Source organism: Burkholderia sp. FERM BP-3421 (assembly GCF_028657905.1).
In the GTDB taxonomy this organism is placed as follows: domain Bacteria; phylum Pseudomonadota; class Gammaproteobacteria; order Burkholderiales; family Burkholderiaceae; genus Burkholderia.
The window spans coordinates 1,502,454-1,521,502 of sequence record NZ_CP117781.1 but is presented as its reverse complement, the minus strand read 5'-3'; the positions used below and the strand labels follow the sequence as shown (position 1 = coordinate 1,521,502).

Annotated in this window: 19 protein-coding genes; 6 read left to right on the top strand and 13 right to left on the bottom strand. The window is 71.3% G+C overall.

The window, feature by feature from the left end:
* Positions 1–76: 76 nt before the first annotated feature.
* Positions 77–628 carry a putative glycolipid-binding domain-containing protein gene (locus Bsp3421_RS09710; protein WP_273995694.1) on the bottom strand — a complete coding sequence of 184 codons (552 nt, stop codon included), beginning with the start codon at positions 626–628 and terminating at the stop codon, positions 77–79.
* Between the two features lie 137 nt (positions 629–765).
* Between Bsp3421_RS09710 and Bsp3421_RS09705 the strand changes: the two genes are divergently transcribed.
* The 3 genes from Bsp3421_RS09705 to Bsp3421_RS09695 are packed head-to-tail and all read left to right on the top strand — an operon-like array spanning position 766 to position 2,663.
* Positions 766–1,653, top strand: coding sequence for an urea transporter (locus Bsp3421_RS09705; RefSeq protein WP_273995693.1), 888 nt, complete (start codon positions 766–768; stop codon positions 1,651–1,653).
* Positions 1,631–2,404: a class II aldolase/adducin family protein gene (locus Bsp3421_RS09700; RefSeq protein WP_273995692.1), complete on the top strand. Its 774-nt coding sequence runs from the start codon at positions 1,631–1,633 to the stop codon at positions 2,402–2,404. Before Bsp3421_RS09705 ends, Bsp3421_RS09700 begins: the two co-directional genes overlap by 23 nt.
* A gap of 28 nt (positions 2,405–2,432) precedes the next feature.
* Positions 2,433–2,663, top strand: coding sequence for a 4-oxalocrotonate tautomerase (locus Bsp3421_RS09695; protein ID WP_273995691.1), 231 nt, complete (start codon positions 2,433–2,435; stop codon positions 2,661–2,663).
* A 12-nt stretch (positions 2,664–2,675) separates the two neighbouring features.
* On the opposite strand, the gene Bsp3421_RS09690 is transcribed toward Bsp3421_RS09695, so the two are convergent.
* From Bsp3421_RS09690 to Bsp3421_RS09680, 3 genes are all read right to left on the bottom strand, one after another.
* Positions 2,676–3,539: an arylamine N-acetyltransferase family protein gene (locus Bsp3421_RS09690; RefSeq protein ID WP_273995689.1), complete on the bottom strand. Its 864-nt coding sequence runs from the start codon at positions 3,537–3,539 to the stop codon at positions 2,676–2,678.
* A gap of 74 nt (positions 3,540–3,613) precedes the next feature.
* Positions 3,614–4,234, bottom strand: a complete 621-nt coding sequence (locus tag Bsp3421_RS09685; protein WP_273995687.1) for a hypothetical protein — start codon at positions 4,232–4,234, stop codon at positions 3,614–3,616.
* Positions 4,235–4,625: 391 nt separating this feature from the next.
* Positions 4,626–6,113 carry an amidase gene (locus Bsp3421_RS09680; protein ID WP_273995686.1) on the bottom strand — a complete coding sequence of 496 codons (1,488 nt, stop codon included), beginning with the start codon at positions 6,111–6,113 and terminating at the stop codon, positions 4,626–4,628.
* A 674-nt stretch (positions 6,114–6,787) separates the two neighbouring features.
* On the opposite strand from Bsp3421_RS09680, the gene Bsp3421_RS09675 reads away from it, so the two are divergent.
* The 3 genes from Bsp3421_RS09675 (at position 6,788) to Bsp3421_RS09665 (ending at position 8,836) form a co-directional block, all read left to right on the top strand.
* Complete coding sequence (locus Bsp3421_RS09675; protein WP_273995684.1) at positions 6,788–7,522, top strand: hypothetical protein; 735 nt, start codon at positions 6,788–6,790, stop codon at positions 7,520–7,522.
* Positions 7,519–8,106, top strand: coding sequence for a C39 family peptidase (locus Bsp3421_RS09670; protein WP_273995683.1), 588 nt, complete (start codon positions 7,519–7,521; stop codon positions 8,104–8,106). Before Bsp3421_RS09675 ends, Bsp3421_RS09670 begins: the two co-directional genes overlap by 4 nt.
* Positions 8,107–8,401: 295 nt before the next feature.
* Positions 8,402–8,836 (top strand): universal stress protein, encoded by a 435-nt coding sequence (locus tag Bsp3421_RS09665; protein WP_273995682.1) that lies wholly within the window; start codon positions 8,402–8,404, stop codon positions 8,834–8,836.
* Positions 8,837–8,860: 24 nt separating this feature from the next.
* Here the strand turns inward: Bsp3421_RS09665 and Bsp3421_RS09660 are convergent, their stop codons facing one another.
* Genes Bsp3421_RS09660 through Bsp3421_RS09620 form a run of 9 tightly spaced genes read right to left on the bottom strand, consistent with a single transcriptional unit; the run spans position 8,861 to position 19,033 of the window.
* On the bottom strand, positions 8,861–10,258 hold the full coding sequence (locus Bsp3421_RS09660; RefSeq protein ID WP_273995681.1) for an MFS transporter: 1,398 nt from the start codon (positions 10,256–10,258) through the stop codon (positions 8,861–8,863).
* A 23-nt stretch (positions 10,259–10,281) separates the two neighbouring features.
* Positions 10,282–11,526 carry an NAD(P)/FAD-dependent oxidoreductase gene (locus Bsp3421_RS09655; protein ID WP_273998337.1) on the bottom strand — a complete coding sequence of 415 codons (1,245 nt, stop codon included), beginning with the start codon at positions 11,524–11,526 and terminating at the stop codon, positions 10,282–10,284.
* A gap of 1 nt (position 11,527) precedes the next feature.
* Positions 11,528–12,493: a VOC family protein gene (locus Bsp3421_RS09650; protein WP_273995678.1), complete on the bottom strand. Its 966-nt coding sequence runs from the start codon at positions 12,491–12,493 to the stop codon at positions 11,528–11,530.
* Between the two features lie 24 nt (positions 12,494–12,517).
* Positions 12,518–14,008, bottom strand: coding sequence for an aldehyde dehydrogenase (locus Bsp3421_RS09645; RefSeq protein ID WP_273995677.1), 1,491 nt, complete (start codon positions 14,006–14,008; stop codon positions 12,518–12,520).
* An 18-nt stretch (positions 14,009–14,026) separates the two neighbouring features.
* Positions 14,027–14,854, bottom strand: coding sequence for an aspartate dehydrogenase (locus tag Bsp3421_RS09640; protein ID WP_273995676.1), 828 nt, complete (start codon positions 14,852–14,854; stop codon positions 14,027–14,029).
* Positions 14,847–16,520, bottom strand: a complete 1,674-nt coding sequence (locus Bsp3421_RS09635) for a thiamine pyrophosphate-binding protein (protein WP_273995675.1) — start codon at positions 16,518–16,520, stop codon at positions 14,847–14,849. Before Bsp3421_RS09635 ends, Bsp3421_RS09640 begins: the two co-directional genes overlap by 8 nt.
* Positions 16,513–17,310, bottom strand: a complete 798-nt coding sequence (locus Bsp3421_RS09630) for an SDR family oxidoreductase (RefSeq protein ID WP_273995674.1) — start codon at positions 17,308–17,310, stop codon at positions 16,513–16,515. Before Bsp3421_RS09630 ends, Bsp3421_RS09635 begins: the two co-directional genes overlap by 8 nt.
* Positions 17,307–18,143: an IclR family transcriptional regulator gene (locus Bsp3421_RS09625; protein WP_273995673.1), complete on the bottom strand. Its 837-nt coding sequence runs from the start codon at positions 18,141–18,143 to the stop codon at positions 17,307–17,309. The genes Bsp3421_RS09630 and Bsp3421_RS09625 overlap by 4 nt, the downstream gene beginning before the upstream one ends.
* Positions 18,140–19,033 carry an alpha/beta fold hydrolase gene (locus Bsp3421_RS09620; RefSeq protein ID WP_273995672.1) on the bottom strand — a complete coding sequence of 298 codons (894 nt, stop codon included), beginning with the start codon at positions 19,031–19,033 and terminating at the stop codon, positions 18,140–18,142. Before Bsp3421_RS09620 ends, Bsp3421_RS09625 begins: the two co-directional genes overlap by 4 nt.
* Positions 19,034–19,049 lie beyond the last annotated feature (16 nt).

Here is a 19,049-nt window from a genome sequence, read left to right as displayed (position 1 = left end):
TTCTCCACGTCCGCACTCACAGGACGCGCCGCCCGTTTCCGGCCGTTCGCCCCGTGACGCAGCGGACACACGCGCCTCAGCTCGCGGACACGCGCTTGAACAAGGTGTCGTAGTCGATCACCAGGCCGGCCGCGTCGACCGGCAGATCCGCGACGAAGCGCCCGGACGCGCCTTCATAGCGATACAGCCGGTCCGGCTCCAGGCAGACGTAGGCCTGCCGCGCGCGCACGGGCTTCAGGTCCGGCGTCGGAATGAACGCCACGTCGAGTTCCCGGCGCTCGCCGCGCGCGAGACCGAGCCGGCGGATCGGCAGCGTGTTGGTATACGGCGTGGCCGCGATGTCGACGTCGATGCAGCCCGCGAGCGCCGGCACCGGTGCGCCGGCCGCGTCGCGCCAATGCCCCGCGCCGTCGCCGTGCAACTCGAGCACGCCGCCGCCCATCACGCGCACGACGACGTGACGCGCGCGCCACTGCGCATCGCAGACAACGCGGTACGCGAGCCCGAAGCCGCGCCCCTCGCGCCGCCCGATCACCACGCTCTCGGCAACGCTGCCCTTCGCATCACATTCCAACGCCAGTTGCTCGATTCCGCCACCTTCCAGCGACGCCCATCGCACGTCCGTCATTGCACGACCTCCCAGGTAATTGCGCCGCGTCATCGTAGCGCAAATAGCGGGTATCACGCCTGCGCATCCCGCCCGCCGTCGCGCCGAACTATGCTCGCGGCTGATCTTCCTCACGCCGCCGCCGCCGTCAGCCCGCCATGCTCGCCGCCACTGTCCCGCTTCCGACCGAATTGCGCATCCTGCTGCGCAGCCTCGGGCAGATCGTGTTGCAGGCCAACGCGGCGACCGGCGCGTGCGTGCTCGCGGCGCTCGCCTGCACGGGCCTGCCCGCCGCCTGCGCGGCGCTGCTCGGCGCGACCGCCGCCAATGTCGTCGCGCATCTCGCCGGCCACGACCGCGCGGAGGGGCGACAAGGTCTGCACGGTTTCAACGGCGCGCTCGCCGCGCTCGCGGCCGTCGGTTTCAGCGCGGATGCGTCCACCGGGTTCGGGCTCGCGCTGCTCGCCGCGAGTCTCGCGGGCTGGGCCTGCGGCCCGATCGGCGGCTGGCTGCGCACGCGCGGGCTGTGTGCGTATTCGAGCCCCTGCCTCGCCGTGACCGCGTGCTGGCTGCCGTTTCACGCGGCCGCACCGCACGCGGGCGGCGCACCGGGCTGGACCCTCGGCGACGCGCTCGGCGGCGGTTGCGCCGGCGTCGCGCAGGCCGCGTTCGCGCAAGGCATCCCGGCCGGACTATGGATGCTGCTGGGGCTCGCGGCCGCGTCGCGGCGCGCCGCCACCTTCGCGTTCGGCGGTGCGCTCGCTGGCTCGCTCGCGCTGGTCGCGCTGGGCGCGCCGGACACGGACGCCGTCGCGCTGCGGGCCGGACTGCTCGGCTTCAATGGCGCGCTGACCGCGCTCGCGCTGGCCGGGCGCGGCGTCCCGACGGCCGCCGTCGGCGTCGCCATGGCCGTGCTCGCGCAATGGTTCGCACTGCGCGCCGGCCTCACCGTGCTCACCCTGCCCTTCGTGCTCGCGACCTGGCTCACGCTGGTCGCGCGCCGCACCACCGACGGTATCCTCAATGTCCTTCGCACACCGCGCTGACTCCCTGCCGGACGCCGGCCCGCCGACCGACGCGGAACAGCGCACGCGCATCGCGCTCGCGGCCGCATATCGGCTGGCGGCGCTCAACGGCTGGGACGACCTGATCTACACGCACATTTCCGCGAGCGTGCCGGACGAACCCGGCCGATTCCTGATCAACCCGTTCGGCCTCGGCTTCGACGAGGTGTGCGCATCGAATCTCGTGAAGATCGACCTCGCGGGCAACACGATCGGCGCGAGCGCGCATCCGGTCAACGTGACGGGCTTCGCGCTGCACGCGGCCGTTCACGCGGCGCGCGCCGATGCGGCCTGCGTCATGCACCTGCACAACAGCGCCGGCATCGCCGTGTCGATCCAGCGCGACGGCCTGTTGCCCGCGTCGCAGCACGCGCTGCGCTTTCATGGGGTGCTCGCATGTCATGCGTACGAAGGGCTCGCGTTCACGCCGGCCGAGGGCGCGCGGCTGGTCGAGCGGCTCGGCGGCCGGCCCGCATTGCTGCTGCGCAATCACGGCACGCTGACCGTGGGCCGCACGATAGGCGAGGCCTACGTGCTGATGGCCACGCTCATCAAGGCCTGTGAAATCCAGCTGCTCGCCCAGGCGGGCGGCGGGCCGCTCGTGCTGCCCGACCCCGAGGTCGCGCGCCGCGCGGCCGCGCGGCTGCGCGCCGACGCCACCCCCGATGGCGAACTCGAATGGCCGGCGCTGCTGCGCAAGCTCGACCGGCTCGATCCTTCGTACCGCTACTGATCCTCACCGACCCGACAGGAATCCCGCCATGCCGACGTTCCGCATCGAATTGTTCGAAGGCCGCTCGCTCGACCAGAAACGCCGCTTCGTCGAGGCGATCACGCGCATCACCTGCGAGACGCTCGATTGCGAACCCGGCGCGGTCGACATCGTGCTCAGCGAAGTGAAACGCGAGCATTGGGCGACGGGCGGCCGCCTGTGGTGCGACGCGCGGGCGCCCGAACCGCCCGGCGACGCCGACGCGCCGAAGCAGGCCTGACGCTTCGCGGCGTCAGGCGCGCGCGCCGTCTCCGCCCGCCGCGGCCAGCGCGTCGCCGCGCGCCCGCGCGCGGGCAAACAGCGCGTCGACGTCGAAGCCGTCCAGCGTCAGACCGAAGCGCTCGCGCACGCACGCGGCCCAGGCCTGTGCATCGGGCAGCCGCGCCGCCCGCGCGACGCCGTCGGGGCCGCGCACCGTCAGCAGGTCGTTGAACAGGTTCGCGCTGCCTTCCGGCAGCACCCGGCACACGATCAGCTCGCGCAGGAAGAACGATTCGGGATGGGTCGACGTGTACCAGTTCCCGACCTCGTAGTCGATCCATTCGACCGGCCGCAGCACGAATCGATAGATCGGCGACCACCCCGACGCGGTCAGGAACTCGCTGCGCCACTCGCCCGGCGCGCCGGATTCGGTCAGGCGGAATGCGCCGTGCAGGGTGTCCTGCGCCTCGTCGGGCCGATGGCGCAGCGGCTGCGTCTGCGTGACCGAGCCAAAGCCGACATCGGCGAACCACACCTCGCCGTCGAGATCGACGCGCAGCAGCATGTGCGATTGCGCCGCCGGCGCGTCGGACGCCTGCTGCCACATCACGCGCGCGATCAGCGGCGTCACGTGAAAGCCCAGCGCGACGAGCGCCGCGTGGAACAACTTGTTGTGCTCGAAACAATAACCGCCGCGTCGCGCGGCGACGAGCTTGCGCGCGACCGCATCGAGCCCCAGCTCGACGCGCGCGCCGGTGTACGGCGACAGGTTCTCGAATGGAATCGCCTGCGGATGCAGCAGGTGCAGGCGGCGCAGCACCGCGAGCGTCGGCTCGGCGGGGCCATCGTAGCCGATACGGTCGAAATAAGCGGGGAGATCGAATGCGTCGCGCATGCGTGCGCCTCAGTCAGGGGGAATCGCGAGCCGATACCTTAGCACCCCGCGCGCGATCGCTCACGGCTCACGACTCACGGCGTCCTCGCGAGCGTCGCCGCCGCGCTCGCCGGCACCGCGATCCCGTGGCGCGTCGCAAAGCGGATCGCCTCGCGCAAGGTCGCCACGCCGGTGTCGCACTGATCGGGCGCATTGCGCGCGGCGACCGTCAGCGCCCGCGCATTCCGCTCGTTCGATGCGGCCGCGTCGAGTTCCGCCTGGAGCGGCGCGAGACCGTCGACGCCGCGCGCCAACAGCATCAAGCCCTCGCCGAATGCCGCCGCATCGGCGGGCGCCGGGCTCGCGCCGTCGCTCGCGAATGCCTGCGACAACGCCAGCGCGACCGACTGCTGCGCGCCGCCCGCCCGGGCCAGCGCGTCGGGCGCCGGCGGCCAGCCGTCGAGCGACCCGGCGGCCTGTTGCGCCTGCGCGGCTGCCCCCGTCAAACCGAGCGCGCGCGCGAGGTCGGCCTGGCCTTCGAACAGCAGGTGGTTGGCATCGAGATACGCGCGCAGCGCCGCCTGCGCATCGGGCGCCGCCAGCCTTGCGCCGGCAACCGGCGCGCCGGCCGTCTGCGCGCCGGCCGCGCCGCCCGTCAACACCCCGGCTGCCAGCGCCGCCAACACGCAGCGCATCGCGAGCGTGCGGGTCGTCATGGTCATGCTCTCCCTGTGGAACGCGTGCCCGAAATTGTCGGCGGGGCGCAGGGTCCGGGGCAACCTCGGATACATACCGATACGAATTGCCGGGAGCGCGCGCGGCGGTCGCGGCGCGCTTGCCGATGCCGGCCAGGCGGCGTCAGGCGGCCGCTGCGCGTGGGCTTGGCGGGACACGCCAATCGTTTGCAGTGCTTCTGTATTTTCTTTGACGGCAAACGGTAAGCTTGCTGCGGCGCGCTTCGCGGCGCTTCGTCACGCGCCCGGCCGCTATCCGGCGGCCGGGCTGTCGACACCCCATCGCCACTTTATCCGGAGTTCGAATCAACCCGATCGACGCGCTGCATGCCGGGACAAACCGCCGGACGCGCAGCGCCGACCGCCCCGCCGCCTACACGCCGAGCCACGCGGGCGGCTTCGCCCCCACCCAATCGTTCGCCTGCTCGTACGCACGCGCGAGCTGCAGCACGCCGAAATCGTCGCGCGGCCGGCCGATCAGCTGCATCCCCATCGGCAGGCCCGCCGCGTTGAAGCCCACCGGCACGCACATCACCGGGCAGCCCGCGAGCGTCCACGGCACGACGGTTTCCATCCAGCGGTGATAGGTGTCCATCTCGCGGCCGGCGATGACCTGCGGCCAGCGCGCCGACACATCGAACGGAAACACCTGCACGGCCGGCGCGGCAATATAGTCGTAGCGCTCGAAGAAGGCGTTCACCGCCTGATACCACGCGGTGCGCTCCACGCTGGCCTGATACACATCGGACGCGCTCAGCGCGAACATGCCCTCCACCTCGTACACCGCCTCGGGCTTCAACAGCGCCCGCCGCGCCGGCTCGCGATAGTGCATGAGCAGGCTGCCGCCCGACAGCAGATGCCGATGCGCGAGCCAGGTGCGCCAGATCCGTTCCGGCTGGAACGCCGGCAGCGCCGCATCGACGTCGCAGCCGATCGCGCGCAGCGCGTCGAAACTCGATTCGCACAGCGCGAGCACACCCGGCTCCGTCGCGAGGTAGCCATTCCAGTCCCCGACCCACGCGATCCGCTTGCCGCGCAGGTCGGCGTCGAGCGACTGCGTGAAACGGCGCGGATCCTCGTCGATCGACAGCGGATCGTGCCGGTCGTAACCGGCCTGGATCGCCAGCAGTTGCGCCACGTCGGTGACGGTGCGGCCCATCGGCCCCTCGGTGCCGAGCTGCTGCATGAACACGTCGAGGCCCGGCCAGCGCGGCACGCGCCCCTGCGACGGCCGGAACCCGTAGATATTGCAGAACGCGGCCGGGTTGCGCAGCGAGCCGCCGAAATCGCTGCCGTCGGCGACCGGCAGCAGGCGCGCCGCGAGCGCGGCGGCCGCGCCGCCGCTGCTGCCGCCCGCGCTCTTCGTCAGGTCGTACGGGTTGCGGGTCGCGCCGTACACCTCGTTGAAGGTGTGCGAGCCGAGCCCGAACTCCGGCGTATTGGTCTTGCCGACGAACAGCGCGCCCGCCGCGCGCAGGCGCGCCGCGCCGACGCCATCGGCCGACGGCACCATCGTGCGGAAGATCGGCGAGCCCATCGTCGTCACGATGCCGCGCGTCATCACGAGATCCTTGGGCGCCTGCGGCACGCCGTGCAGCCAGCCGGTCGCCTCGCCGCGCGCGAGCGCCGCATCCGCCTGCGCGGCCTCGCCGAGCAGGGTCGCGCGCTCGCGCAGCGCGACGATCGCATTGACCGCGCCGTTCACGCGCTCGATGTGATCGAGATAGGCGCGCATCGTCTCGACGCACGACACCGTCTTGCGGCGGATCGCCTCCGACAGCGCATGGGCGGGCAGCGCGACGAGCGGGTCGACGGGAACGGACGACAAGACGGGCGGGGCAACAGAAGGGCCGACGGACATGCGGGTCTCCGGTAGGAATTCGAGGAAGCGGCGTCGCGCGGCATCGCGCGGTCGCGGGCGAGGCTTGCCGGTCGATTATAGGGACGCGGTCCGCGCCGCGCGGCGAAATGATCGTTCTCGATTGATGATATTTCGCGCGGCGATCTATTTCGAATGCCGATGGATCGGCCGCCGTGCGGCGCGCACCGTTTATGCGCATAAATTTATATTTTTTATAATTTCACTCAGGATACCCGCGCGCGGCGGGTCGCATCGAGATATGGGGTCGGGACTGCCCGAGAACGCGCGAGGAATGAAGCCGTCCGCCCGTTGCGTTTTCTTCCGCAGCCCGGCAGATCGTGGATACGACACCGTCCGAGGAAAGCGCACCCGCGCAGCGATGCAGGCTCACCCGAGCACCGCGCCGCTTGTCCCGTCGGACGACGACCTCCGCCATGCTGATTCAACCGGCGCCGCACGGCATGGCGGCCGCTTGCCGCGATGCTCAGCCCTCCTATTTTTAATAGTTTTAGTTCCTCCCAAAACCCCATATAACCAACGTCATCCGTCATGCCACACGCCGTCGCCCGCATGACGCGCAGCACGCCGATCTTGCCCGATCGACGCGCCGAAGCCGCGCGTCGCCTCCCCACCCTCGAGGATCTGTCATGCGAACACGCCGAGCATGCCATGCCTTGCTGCACGCCCTTGTCCTGACGAGTGCCGCCTTCTTCGGCCAGCATGTCGCGGCCGCTGCGCAACCCGTCTCCGACAGCACCGCATCGAACGAAGAAGCCGCGCCCCGCGCGGCCGCGAAGCAAGGGTTGATCACCCTCGCCCGGCGCCTCGCCTCGCATCCCCAGGCAAGCAGTGCGCCACGCATCATGGCGGTGAGCAACGACACGGATCTACAGCGCGCTTCGATCGGCTACGGGTTCCAGGTCAATCTGCTCGATCCCCGGACGCTCCTGAGCGGCGGCAGCCTCGCGGCCAGCGCGCACGCCAGCGGCGAATGGCGCTTCGTCGTGATGCTGGACGGCCAGCCGGTCGGTCTGATCACCGTCGCGCAGATGCGCAACCACTGGCAGATGGTGTCCGCCGGCGCGAGCAAACTGGCGCGCGACATCATGCTGGTCGTGTCCCGCTACGCCGACAGGACACCCGCAGTTCCGCTGCGTTTCATGCGCAGCCTGCAAGGCGTCGCCGATTTCATCGAAGTCGGCTCTCCTGCCCCCGGCACGCCGGGCACGCCCGCCTACATCGACCTGAGCACCGTGCGCGAGGCATTGCAGCAGACCCCGGGCACGCCCCGGACGGCCGCGCTCGACCTTCAGCCGCTTCCGGAATCCCAGCTGATGCCGGCACTGCGCGCCAACGTGCGGCGCGGCATGCTCACGCCTCGCTTCACGCACCAGGAGATCCCGCAATGAACACCCTCGCGCTCGTCCGCCGGACCGTTGCGATACTCGGGCTCGCCCTGCCGATCGCCGCGATGAGCGGCGCCCGGCAGCTCAACGTGCCGATCGTCCAGCAGGATCACAGCGAATGGTGCTGGGCCGCCGACGCCGATGCGGTGCTGGCCTATCGCAGCGTCTCCACCTCGCAGTGCTCGATCGCGAACTGGGTCAGCGGCGTCGCCTATGCGTGCAACGACAACGATTTCGACTGGAACGATTCGGTGAATTCGCCGAACTACCTGAGCGGCACCACCGGGATTTCCGGCATTCTGTGGTCGCTGGGCCGGCGCAACTCGACCTACTACGACGAGCCGCTGTCGTATCAGACGGTCGCCTCCGCCATCCAGCAGGGCAACCCCGTCGTGATTCTCTGGCAGTGGCCCGACGGCGGTGGACACTTCCTGGTCGTGGACGGATACGACGACAACGGGCAGATGATGTACTTCATGAACCCATGGCCCGGCGAAGGCGCGGGCTACGGCGACTATGACTGGATGGCCGCCGGCACCGGCAACATGGGCACCCACACGTGGGTGGAATCCCTCGTGACCTTTTGACCGCGCCGGCCGCTGGCGAGCACGCCGCCTTGCCGGCCACGCCGCGGCGTGCCTCGATGGCATGGGCCGGACGGCGGTTGACCGTATACCGCGCGAATCCGGGCTGGTGACAGGCCCCGGCCCGTCGAGCGCGTCACCTCGGCCCGCCCGGCATCCCGCCCGCCAAGGCGACCTGCGCCGCCGAACCGCCGGGCGTTTACGCATTATTTACACCGCGCCGCGATCTCTTTAGACCGCCCCGACCGCAACGGGATTAGCCTGTCGTCATCTCTTTCAACCCGACAGGAAGGGCCCCATGCTCAAGCTGCTGGTTCCCGTCAGCCGATCTCTACGCTCCCTGCAAGCGGTCCGGCACGCGGTATTTCTGTATCACGAACGATGCGCATCCGAAGTCGTGCTGGTCAACGTCCAGCCGCCCCTCGAATCCACCCGCCTCGAAGCCTTCCATCCCCTCGCCAAGCTGCGCCAGATCGAACACGATTTCTCCGAAGGCGAACTGGCCAAGGCCATCAGCATCCTCAAGGACGCCCACGTCAAATACTCGGTCGCGATGAAAGTCGGCCCGGTCGCCGACACGATCGCCGCCTGCGCGACCGAGAACGGCTGTGACGAGATCGTCGTCGTGGCGCCCCGCCGCGATCCGCTGCATGCCCTGATTCATTTCTTCCATCAGAGCGTCCTCGATCGCCTCGTGCGCGTCTCGACCGTTCCCGTCACCGCCGTGCAATGAGCGCGGACGCGGCCGCGCGCCGCGTCACGCCTCCAGCCGCTCCAGCACCTGCCCGCGCGTTTCGATGCCGAGCGCGTGGACGGTCAGCGCGGCGATCAGCGGCACCGCGCCGAGCAGGTAGAACGCGGGGCTCAGGTCGCCGCCGATGATCGCGTGCGGCACCACCATCGGCGCGACGAACGACGCGAGCTTGAGCCACGCGCTGCCCAGCCCGCACCCCGACGCGCGGATGCTGGTCGGATACTGCTCGGGCGTATAGACGTAGGCCGTGATGAAGCCCGACGCCATGAACCCGAGCGCGAGCGAACAGAAGGTCGCGACCACGTACACCGACGAGGCGTGATAGATCCCGGCCAGCGCCAGCGACAGCGCGCACAGCAGGAACGATCCGGTGATCACGGGCTTGCGGCCGACCACGTCCACCGCGAGCGCCGACACGAGCGAACCGAGCACGCCGAGCACCGAGCCGAGCACCGCAAGGTTCAGCGCGAGCTGCAGCGGCGCGTGATAGAAGTCCTTGTAGATGGTCGGCAGCCAAGTCGACAGCCCATACTGGATGAAGCCGCAGGTCGCCCACAGCGTCGCGACCGCGATCGTGCGCCGGCGGTACGCCGCGCTGAACAGGTCGCGCATGCGGCGATGCGGGTGACGCTGCAGCAGCGCGTCGTACTCGGCCGCGGCCGCCGCGGCCGGCAACTCGCCCTTCACCGTGGCCTCGAACCCGCCCAGCGCGCGCGAGGCGTCGTCGAGCCGGCCGCGCGCGGCGAGCCAGCGCGGCGACTCTGGCACGAGCCGCGTCAGCACGAACGCGAGCAGCAAGGGCATGCCGCCGATGAAGTACATGACTTCCCAGCCGAACCTCGGCACCAGCCACGCACCGAGCGCCATGGACGCCAGCAGGCCGATCGGAAACACGATCTCGTACAGCAGCACGAAGCGGCCGCGGCCGTGCGCGCGCGTGATCTCGTTGATGTAGGTCGCGGCCACCGGCAGCTCGCCGCCGAGGCCGAGCCCCTGCACGATGCGCAGCAGCACGAACACCTCGAACGTCGGTGCGAAGCCGCAGGCGAGGCTCGTCACGCCGATCACCGCCGAACTGAGCGCGATCGCGCGCACCCGCCCGTGACGCTCGGCCAGCGCGGGAAACAGGAACGCGCCGATCAGCTGGCCGATCGCGCCCGAGGCGATCAGAAAGCCGACCTGGGTCGGCGACAGCCCCCATTTGTGGATCAGCAGCGGCAGCGTCGCGGCGATCGTGATCACATCGAAGCCGTCGAAGAACGTGGCCGCGCCGACCAGCACGCGCGCGCGGATCTGCATCGCATTGGCGGGCAGGCGCTCCAGGCGCGCGATGATCGCGCCGGGCGTGACGGCCTCGGGCTGGGCGGCGGCGCCCGCCACGTACGGGTCCAGTGTGCTCATTCGTGTCTCCTTGATCGACCCGTTCAGGCAAGCGCTCGGCTGGTGTCGGCGAGCGCGTCGGGCGACACCGCGCGCCCCTGGTTCATCCATTTGCGCGCGAGCTTCAGGTCGCGCGCCGTGTTGATCGCCACCACCCCGCGCAGCGTGTCGCCGCGCACGAAGAACAAGGTCGCGCGGCGCTCGGCCGGATCGCCGCGCACGACGATGCGCGCATCGTCCGGCAACTCGCCGAGGATCTGAAGGTTCACGTCGTACTGATCGGACCAGAACCACGGGATCTCCGCGTAGTCGGCGCGCACGCCGAGCGCGGCCTTCGCCGCGGCCACGGCCTGGTATTGCGCGTTCGCCCACGACTCCAGCCTCACCCGGCGTCCGAGCCATGCGCTCGGGTGGTTCGCGACGTCGCCGCACGCGAAGATCGCCGGATCGCTCGTCGTCCCGCACGCGTCGACCACGATCCCGTCGTCGACCGCGAGCCCCGCCTCGCGCGCGAACGCCACGTTGAGCGCAAGGCCGATGCCGGCCACCGCGCAGTCCGCGTCGACCACGCTGCCGTCCGCGAAGGTCGCGCGCACCCGCGCCGCGTCGTCGGGATGCGGCGCCAGCGCGGTCAGCATCGCGCCGAGCCGCAGCTCGACGCCGCGCGCGCGATGCAGCTCGGACAGGAACGCCGACACCGGCTCCGGCACCGACCGCGCGCACAGCCTCGCCGCGCCCTCGGCCACCACCACCTCGACGCCAAGCCCGCGCGCCGTCGCCGCGACTTCGAGGCCGATCCAGCCGCCGCCGATCACGAGCACGCGCCGGCTCGCGCGCAGCCGTTCGCCGAGCGCGGCGGCATCGTCGAGCGTGCGCAGGTAGAACAGGTTCGGCGTACTGACGACAGCATCCGGCAACCGGCGCGCGGCGCCGCCCGTCGCGATCAACAAACGGTCGTATTCCAGCTCGCGCCCCGTGTCGGTCCGCACCACGCGCCGCGCGCGATCGAGCGCGACGGCGCGCGCGGGCTGCCACGCCTCGACGTCGAGCGCGTCGAACGCCTCGGCCGGCATGAGCCGCACCGACGCGGCATCGGCCTCGCCCGCGAGCACCGCCTTCGACAGCGGTGGCCGTTCATAGGGCGCATGGACTTCCTCGGCGATCATCACGATGCGCCCCGCGTAACCTTCGTCGCGCAGCGCCCGGATCGCGCAGCCGGCCGCCTGCCCGCCGCCGATCACGACGATCGTGCGCGGCGCGGCGGCTTCCCGTGCCGGTGTGTCAGTCATGTCAGTCATGCTTGCGCTCCGTCATGAAGCCGCCCGCGGGCGCGTCCGCCTGCTTCTGGCGGCGCGTGTGGCCGTCGATCCCGCCGTCGATCGCCCATTCGGCGAACACCGTCGGCCCCGGTTCGAACTCGCGCGGCTGCCACGCGGGCGTCAGCACGTCCTCGTCCGCGTAGTACTCGATCAGGCCGCCGGCGGGATTGCGGAAGTACCAGAAATACGCGGACGACACCGGATGCCGCCCCGGCCCGAGCTGGGTCTCCCAGCCGCAGCGGCTGATGTGCATGCCGCCGCCGAACACCTCATGGATGTCGCGCACCGTGAACGCCACGTGATTGAGCCCGCGCCGCCCGTCCGGCAGCGCGAGCAGGAACAGGTCGTGATGGCCGCCGTGCGGGGCGCAGCGCATGAACACGCCGCGCCCCGGATAGCGATCGGACGTCTCGAAGCCGAGCAGCGCGTGATAGAACGCCTCCTGCTCCGCGAGCCGGTTGGTGAAGAACACCACATGCCCGACCTCGACCGGCTCGGCGCGCGCGTAGATCGGGCTCGGCCGGTCGATGCGCAGCGCGTCGCCCCAGACGTTCGACGGCGAGCCTTTCAGGTCGAGCGCGCGCCGCCGCGTCACCTCGATGCGGATCGCCATGCCGTTCGGATCGAGGCAGCCCAGCGCCTCGTCGGTTTCGTAGTGGCCGGGCTGGCCCGCGAAGCGGCCGCGCAGCGCATCCAGGTCCGACGCCGTCGCGACGCCCCAGGTCACTTCGCGCAGGGTCGGCCCCGCCTCGAATGCCGGCGGCAAGGATGGCTCCGCCGCGTCGACGACGCGCACCGCGCAGCCGTTCAGGGTCTCGAAGCGGGCTTCGCGCGCGTCGGCCGCGACCTCGCGCAAGCCCCAGTCCACGAAGAAGCGCCGGCAGGCCGCGAGATCGGCGACGCCGTAGGTGATCTGTTCGATGCCAAGTATGCTCATTGCATGATCCTCATGACGCCGCGCTCAGTTCGCCCACGGCAGCGGCGCATCGTTCAGCCCCCAGTAGAGGCTCTTCTGGCGCTGATACTCGCGCAGGCCGAGGCGGCCCTTCTCGCGCCCCACGCCGCTCTCCTTCCAGCCCGCGAACGGCGTCGAGATCGAAAACTGCTTGTAGGTGTTGATCCACACCGTGCCGGCCTCGAGCGCGCGCGCGACGCGCCACGCGCGCCGATAGTCGCGGGTCCAGATGCCCGCCGCGAGCCCGAACACACTGTCGTTCGCCTCGGCCACGAGCGATGCCTCGTCGTCGAACGGCAGCACCGCGAGCACCGGGCCGAAAATCTCCTGCTGGCACACGTCCGCGCGGTTCGTCAGTCCGTCGAGGATCGTCGGCGGGTAGTAGAAGCCCTGCTCGCGGCCCTCGCCCGTCAAACGCTCGCCGCCGCACAGCACGCGCGCGCCGGCCTCCCTGCCGAGCGCGACGTAGCGCTCGATCGACGCGCGATGCGCCGCCGTGATGAGCGGCCCCATCTGGGTGCGCTCGCTGGCCGGATCGCCGACCCGCAGCGCGCGCGCCCGCTCGACGAGCCGCGCGACGAAGGCTTCACGGATGCCGCGCTGCACGAACAGCCGCGAACCCGCGATGCACGACTCGCCCGACGAGCTGAAGATGCCGAACAGCACGCCGTTGACCGCGTGGTCGAGGTCGGCGTCGTCGAACACGATGGTGGGCGACTTGCCGCCCAGTTCGAGCGACACCGGAATCAGCCGCTGCGCCGCGAGCCGCGCGATGCCGCGCCCGACCTCGGTGCCGCCCGTGAACGACACTTTCTTCACGAGCGGATGGCGCACCAGCGCGTCGCCGACCACCGAGCCCTTGCCCGGCAGCACCGACAACACGCCGCGCGGCAGGCCCGCCTGTTCGCACAGCCGCGCGAGCGCGAGCGACGCGAGCGGCGTGACCTCGGCCGGCTTCAATACCACCGCGTTGCCCGCGGCGAGCGCCGGCGCGAGCTTCTGCGCGTCCGAGGCGATCGGCGAATTCCACGGCGTGATCGCCGCGACCACGCCGAGCGGCTCGTGCACGCTCATCGTCAGGTAGTCGCCGCGCGGCGGCGTCAGTTCGTCGTCGAGCGTCTCCGCGCAGGCGGCGAAGTAGCGAAAGGTGCTCGCCGCGCTCGTCACCAGCGCGCGCGTCTCGGCGATCGGCTTGCCGTTGTCGCGCCGCTGCAATTGCGCGAGTGCCTCGTGGTGTATGTCGATCGACGCGGCGATCCGCTGCAGCACGGCCGCGCGCTGGTGCGGCCGCAGGCCCGCCCAGTCGGCGCGCCGCCAGGCGGCGTCGGCGGCCTCGACCGCTTCCGTCGCGTCGGCCGCATCGGCCATCCGGATCGTCGCGTTCAGCGATTGATCGGCCGGGTACACGCTCGGCGTCGGCGCGCCGCCGCCGGGGCGCCACATGCCGCCGACCAGGATCTCGTCCGTCGGGACGAGCGGGGATTCGAATGCGCTCATGGGGAAATTCGTCTCCGGTCAGATCACACAGCGCGCGGCGCGGTTGCGCAGCGCGCGAATCGCGCTGAACGCTGTCAGCGCGGAGGTCTTCGGGTTGTCGGGCAGCGGCTTGCCGCTCATTTCGAGCGACATCTCGCCGAACGCGCCGCGCGCGCTGATCCGGTGCACGTTGCGCGTGACGGCCGGATCGGCGATCAGCCGCACGCGGGTCGCATCGAGGCCGAGCCCGGCGAGCGCGACGGTCGCCGCCACGTTCGCGTTCTTCGGATAGCAGCGCGCCGCGTCGCGCGCGCTGCCCTCGAAAATCACCCGCTCGGCGTCCAGCGCGCGCAGGTCGCACTGCGTTTCCGCGGGCGTCCCGAGCCAGCCGACGGGCGGCTTGCGGCCCACGTACAGCACGTCGTCGAGCCCGCCCTCGCGCGCCGCGGCCAGCGCGTCGATGCCGCCGATCGCGCCCGACAGCAGCGTGAGCGTCGCGCCGCCCGCCTCGGCGGCCTGCTTGAGCGCGTCGAGCAGCGCCGGATCGGACAGCGCGCCGATCGACGCGACCGCGCAATCCACCCCCGCGCCGAGCAGCGGCGCGACGTGGTCGACGAGCGCGCCGTGCCCCGCGCATTCGAGCGCATACGACGGCAGGCGCGCGAGCGCGGCCACCGACGACACCACGTCGACTTCCGCCGCCACCTCGGCGCGCACCGCATCGCACTGCTGCGCGGGCACGATCACATGGGCGATGCGCAGCGCGGCATCGTGTTCGAGCGCGCGGTAGACCGCCGCGCCGATCGCGCCGAAGCCGATCATCGCGACTTCCACGGGCGCGCGGCCCGCGACGCGTGCGTCATGCATACTGGCGCTCCTTCGGCACGGCATCCTTGATGGGCGGCCCGGCGAACGTCGCCGCGAAGCCGCCGATCGACAGCATGTCGATCTCGACGAGCACCGGGCCCGGCCGCGCGAGACCGTCGCGCACCGCCTGTTCCGCCTGGTCCAGCGACGACACGCGGTGATGCGGCAGCCGCAGGCTCGCGCAGAACTGCGCGAAGTCCGGCTGATGCAGGTCGACATAGCAGCGCCGGCCGCCGTAGTGGGCGTCCTGGATGTTGCGGATCACGCCGTAGCATTGATCGTTCATCAGCACGATCACCACGTCCGCCTGCTCCTGCACGGCGGTCGCGAGCTCGCCCACGTTCACCATCAGGCCGCCGTCGCCGACGAGGCAGACCGTCTTGCCCGCGACGCCCGCGAGCGCCGCGCCGATCGCCATCTGCATGCCCTGGCCGATGCCGCCGCCCAGCGCGTGCACGCCCGCGCGCGGCGCGAAGATCTTCAGCAGGCGGTTGCCCCAGGTGCTGTTCGAGATCGTCACGTCGCGCACCCAGTTGTAATCGCGGCCGACCGCCTGCTGCAGCGTGTCGACCAGCTGGAGGTACGGCCCGAGCCCGTGCGCGACCTCGGCCGCCGCCTGCTCGCGCGCGGCCGCGAGATCGGCCGCGAAGGCCGGATCGACCGTGAGCCGGCCTTCGATCTGGTCGGCGAGCGCGCCCAGCACGCGCTGCGCGTCGCCGTGCACGAACAGCGCATTGCGATAGCCGCGGTTGTCGGCGAGCGCGTCGGCGTCGATGCGGTACAACGGTTGCGGCAGCGCGAGCTGGTATTTGAGCGTTTCGTTGCCGCGCAGCCGCGAGCCGACCACGACGAGCGCGTCGCAGGTTCCATAGAAGCGCTCGACCGCGTGATGCACGTTGAACGCGCCGAGCGTCGCCGGATGATCCTCGGGCAGCACGCCGCGCCCCTGCACGCTCGTCACCACGCCGAACCCGAGCGCGACGAGCCGCTCGACCTCGGCGCGCGCATGGCGGGCGCCGCCGCCGAGCCACAGCAGCGGCCGGCGCGCGCGCGACAGGTGCTCCGCGAGCCGGGCGGCGCTCGCCGGATCGTGTTCGCGCACGGCGACGTGCAACGGGTCAAGATCCTCGGGCCAGTCGATCTCGGCCGCCTGGATGTCGATCGGGATCTCGACCGACACCGGGCCGCTCGGCGCTGTGCGCGCGACGCGCACCGCCTCGCGCAGGGTCGGCAGCACGGTCTCGACGGTGCGCACGCGATAGGCGGCCTTCGAGATGGCGCCGAGCATCGCGAGCTGATCAGGGGCTTCGTGGATGTAGGCGAGATCCTGGTCGAGGAACGGCGTCTCGATCTGCCCGGTGATGTGCAGCAGCGCGGTGCCGGCCGTCAGCGCCTCGACCATCGCGCCGGCTGCGTTGCCCGCCGCGGTGCCGGTGCTCGTGAACGCGACCCCGAGCCCGCCCGACACGCGCGCGAGGCCGTCGGCCATGTTGACGGCGCCCGCCTCGCCGCGCGCGCCGACATAGCGGATCGCGCCGCGCGAATGGATCGCATCGAGGATCGGCATGTTGTGAATCGAGATCACGCCGAACGCGGTCTTGACGTCGCATCGTTCGAGGAAGGCGGCGATCAGCTCGCCGACCGTGGTTCTGGTTTGCTTAGACATGGCGTGCAAGGCCTCCGGATACATCGAGATGACTGCCCGTCGTGTACGACGACCACGGCGTGGCAAGATGAAAAAGCGCGCGGGCGGCCTCCTCGGGCCGGCCGAAACGGTCGAGCGGGATCTGCTTCGCGTGCGCGAGCGCGCCGCTCCACGCCTCCCAGCTTTCGCCGGGCAGCGCCTGCGCCGCGTGACGCCGCCGCCACTGTCCCGATTCGACGATGCCGATCAGGATCGAGTTGACCCGGATCCGCTGCGGCGCGAGTTCGGTCGCGAGGGACTTCACGAGACTCAGCACGCCCGCGCGCGCGGACGAGGTCGCGACCATGTGCGGCTCGGGCTGCAGCGCGAGCAGCGAATTCACGCAGGTGATCGACGGCGCGGCCGCGCGGCGCAGCAGCGGCAGGAATGCGCGGGTCGGGCGGATGATGCTGAAGTACTTCAGCTCCAGTTCCTCGCGCCAGGCCGCGTCGCTGGTATCCGCGAAGGTCGACGCGCGGCCCTGCCCGGCGTTGTTGATCAGCATGTCGGCGCGGCCGAAGCGCGCGGCCACGGCCTGCGCGAAGCCCTCGACCGCCTCGGCGTCGAGCACGTCGCAGCGGTGCGCGAGCAGCGCCGCGCCCGGGAAGCGCGCGCCAAGCGCCGCCTCCGCGCGCGCGAGCCGCTCGGCGTCGCGGCCGCAGATCGCCACCGACGCGCCCGCCTCCAGGAACAGGTCGGCGCTCGCGAGACCGATGCCGGACGATCCGCCCGTCACCACCGCGACCTGTCCGGTCAAATCGATCTGTATCATCGCAGCCCCAGGATCTTCAGATAGGTATGCTCTTCATCGGAGCGGTAGTTGAGCCGCCGCGACAGCTCGGCGGCCGCGCGCAGCACCTTGTCGACGAGCCCGTCGGCGAGCAGCGTCGCGTCGATCTCCGGGCGCGGGACCGTCACCGCGAGGCAGGCGGCGATCTTTCCCGTGTCGTTGCGCACCGGCGCGGTGATCACCGAGATGCCGCGTTCGAACGATGAATGGCTGAGCCCGTAGCCGCGCGCCGCGTCGGCGCGCACGAGCGCGTACAACGCGTCGACCGTGGTCGGCGTGTGGGGCGTCGCGCGTTCGAGGCGCGGCTCCGGATACAGCGCGCGCAGCGCGTCGAGCGACAGGTCGCCCATCAGCACATGGCCGTGGGTGGTCGCGTGCGCGGGCAGCCGCGTGCCGGCATTGACCCGCACCGAGCTGAACGCGGACGCGAGGCTTTGCGCCTTCGCGACGAACACGACGTCACGGCCGTCGCGGATCACGATATGGGTCGTGAAGCCCGTCGCCTCGCGCAGGCCCTCGATCACCGGCAGGCCGAGATCGGTCAGCTCCAGCGAACTCAGGTATTCGAAGCCGAGCCGCAGCACCGCGACGCCGAGCCGATAGTTGCGGTCCCGGTCCACGCGTTCGAGAAAGCCCATCGATTCGAGCGTCTGCAGCAGGCGGAATACGGTCGTGCGCGGAATGCCGAGCCGCTTCGACAGCTCCGGCGCGCCGAGCACCGGCTCGCGCGGCGTGAACTCCGCGAGCAACCGCAGCCCACGTTCCAGCCCCGGCACGATGTAGTTCGCCTCGGCGGCGTCGCGGGGTTCGTTCATGCGGCCTCCGAGCCTTCACACTGGCGGCAGAATGCGTCGATCAGCGCGCTGTAGACATTGGGCGCCTCGACATAGCCCGCATGCCCGACCTGGGGAATCACCTGCAATCCGACCCGCGCGGCCGCCGCGATGCGCTCGCAGGCGGCGGGCGGCGTGATCGTGTCGAGCGCGCCGACGGCAACCGCCACGCGGCCGCCGAAACCGCCGAGATCCGCGACCAGATCCGCGTTCGCGAGCAGATGCGTCGCCTGCGCATAACCGCCGGGCGCGATGCGCGCCATGTTCCAGCGCACCCAGTCCTGCGCGGCCGGCTCCGCGTGCGCGGACAGCATCGCCGCGCTGCGCCGCGCCGCCAGCCCCTGCGCGCCGAGTTCCGCGAGCATCGCGAGCCGCGCGTCGCGGCGCGCGACGCGCAACTCGGCCGGCGCGGCGCCATAGCCGCCCGCCGGCGACAGCAGCAGCAGGCCGGCGAGCCGCCCGGGCCATGCGCGGGCGAAGCCGCCCGCGACCAGCGCGCCGAGCGAATGACCGACCAGGACGCAGCGTCCGATCCCGAGCGCATCGAGCCAGGCCGCGAGCGCCGCCGCGTAATCGGCGGCGAGCGGCGATGCGGCGCTCACCGGCGTCGACGCGAGATAGCCGGGCGCATCCCAGGCCAGCGTGCGCCGCGCCGCGCCCAGCGCGTCGAGCTGCCGAACCCACGACGCCGCGCCCGACCCGATGCCGTGCAACAGCACCACCGGCAGGCCGCCCGCGGCCGCGCCCGCCTCGCGATAGCCGATCACGCCGGCCGCGCCGGCCTGCACGCGCCGCTCCGGGCAGCAGGCGAGCCGCGCGTGGAACGAGGCGACGGCGTCGCGCCCGGCGGGTTCCGTATCGATCATGCTCATGGCGTGGTTCATCCGT

Coding starts and splice junctions, on each gene's coding strand:
- Bsp3421_RS09710 (WP_273995694.1), bottom strand. CDS start 628: ATGACGGACGTGCGATGGGCGTCGCTGGAAGGTGGCGGAATCGAGCAA.
- Bsp3421_RS09705 (WP_273995693.1), top strand. CDS start 766: ATGCTCGCCGCCACTGTCCCGCTTCCGACCGAATTGCGCATCCTGCTG.
- Bsp3421_RS09700 (WP_273995692.1), top strand. CDS start 1,631: ATGTCCTTCGCACACCGCGCTGACTCCCTGCCGGACGCCGGCCCGCCG.
- Bsp3421_RS09695 (WP_273995691.1), top strand. CDS start 2,433: ATGCCGACGTTCCGCATCGAATTGTTCGAAGGCCGCTCGCTCGACCAG.
- Bsp3421_RS09690 (WP_273995689.1), bottom strand. CDS start 3,539: ATGCGCGACGCATTCGATCTCCCCGCTTATTTCGACCGTATCGGCTAC.
- Bsp3421_RS09685 (WP_273995687.1), bottom strand. CDS start 4,234: ATGACGACCCGCACGCTCGCGATGCGCTGCGTGTTGGCGGCGCTGGCA.
- Bsp3421_RS09680 (WP_273995686.1), bottom strand. CDS start 6,113: ATGTCCGTCGGCCCTTCTGTTGCCCCGCCCGTCTTGTCGTCCGTTCCC.
- Bsp3421_RS09670 (WP_273995683.1), top strand. CDS start 7,519: ATGAACACCCTCGCGCTCGTCCGCCGGACCGTTGCGATACTCGGGCTC.
- Bsp3421_RS09665 (WP_273995682.1), top strand. CDS start 8,402: ATGCTCAAGCTGCTGGTTCCCGTCAGCCGATCTCTACGCTCCCTGCAA.
- Bsp3421_RS09660 (WP_273995681.1), bottom strand. CDS start 10,258: ATGAGCACACTGGACCCGTACGTGGCGGGCGCCGCCGCCCAGCCCGAG.
- Bsp3421_RS09655 (WP_273998337.1), bottom strand. CDS start 11,526: ATGACTGACACACCGGCACGGGAAGCCGCCGCGCCGCGCACGATCGTC.
- Bsp3421_RS09650 (WP_273995678.1), bottom strand. CDS start 12,493: ATGAGCATACTTGGCATCGAACAGATCACCTACGGCGTCGCCGATCTC.
- Bsp3421_RS09645 (WP_273995677.1), bottom strand. CDS start 14,008: ATGAGCGCATTCGAATCCCCGCTCGTCCCGACGGACGAGATCCTGGTC.
- Bsp3421_RS09640 (WP_273995676.1), bottom strand. CDS start 14,854: ATGCATGACGCACGCGTCGCGGGCCGCGCGCCCGTGGAAGTCGCGATG.
- Bsp3421_RS09635 (WP_273995675.1), bottom strand. CDS start 16,520: ATGTCTAAGCAAACCAGAACCACGGTCGGCGAGCTGATCGCCGCCTTC.
- Bsp3421_RS09630 (WP_273995674.1), bottom strand. CDS start 17,310: ATGATACAGATCGATTTGACCGGACAGGTCGCGGTGGTGACGGGCGGA.
- Bsp3421_RS09625 (WP_273995673.1), bottom strand. CDS start 18,143: ATGAACGAACCCCGCGACGCCGCCGAGGCGAACTACATCGTGCCGGGG.
- Bsp3421_RS09620 (WP_273995672.1), bottom strand. CDS start 19,033: ATGAGCATGATCGATACGGAACCCGCCGGGCGCGACGCCGTCGCCTCG.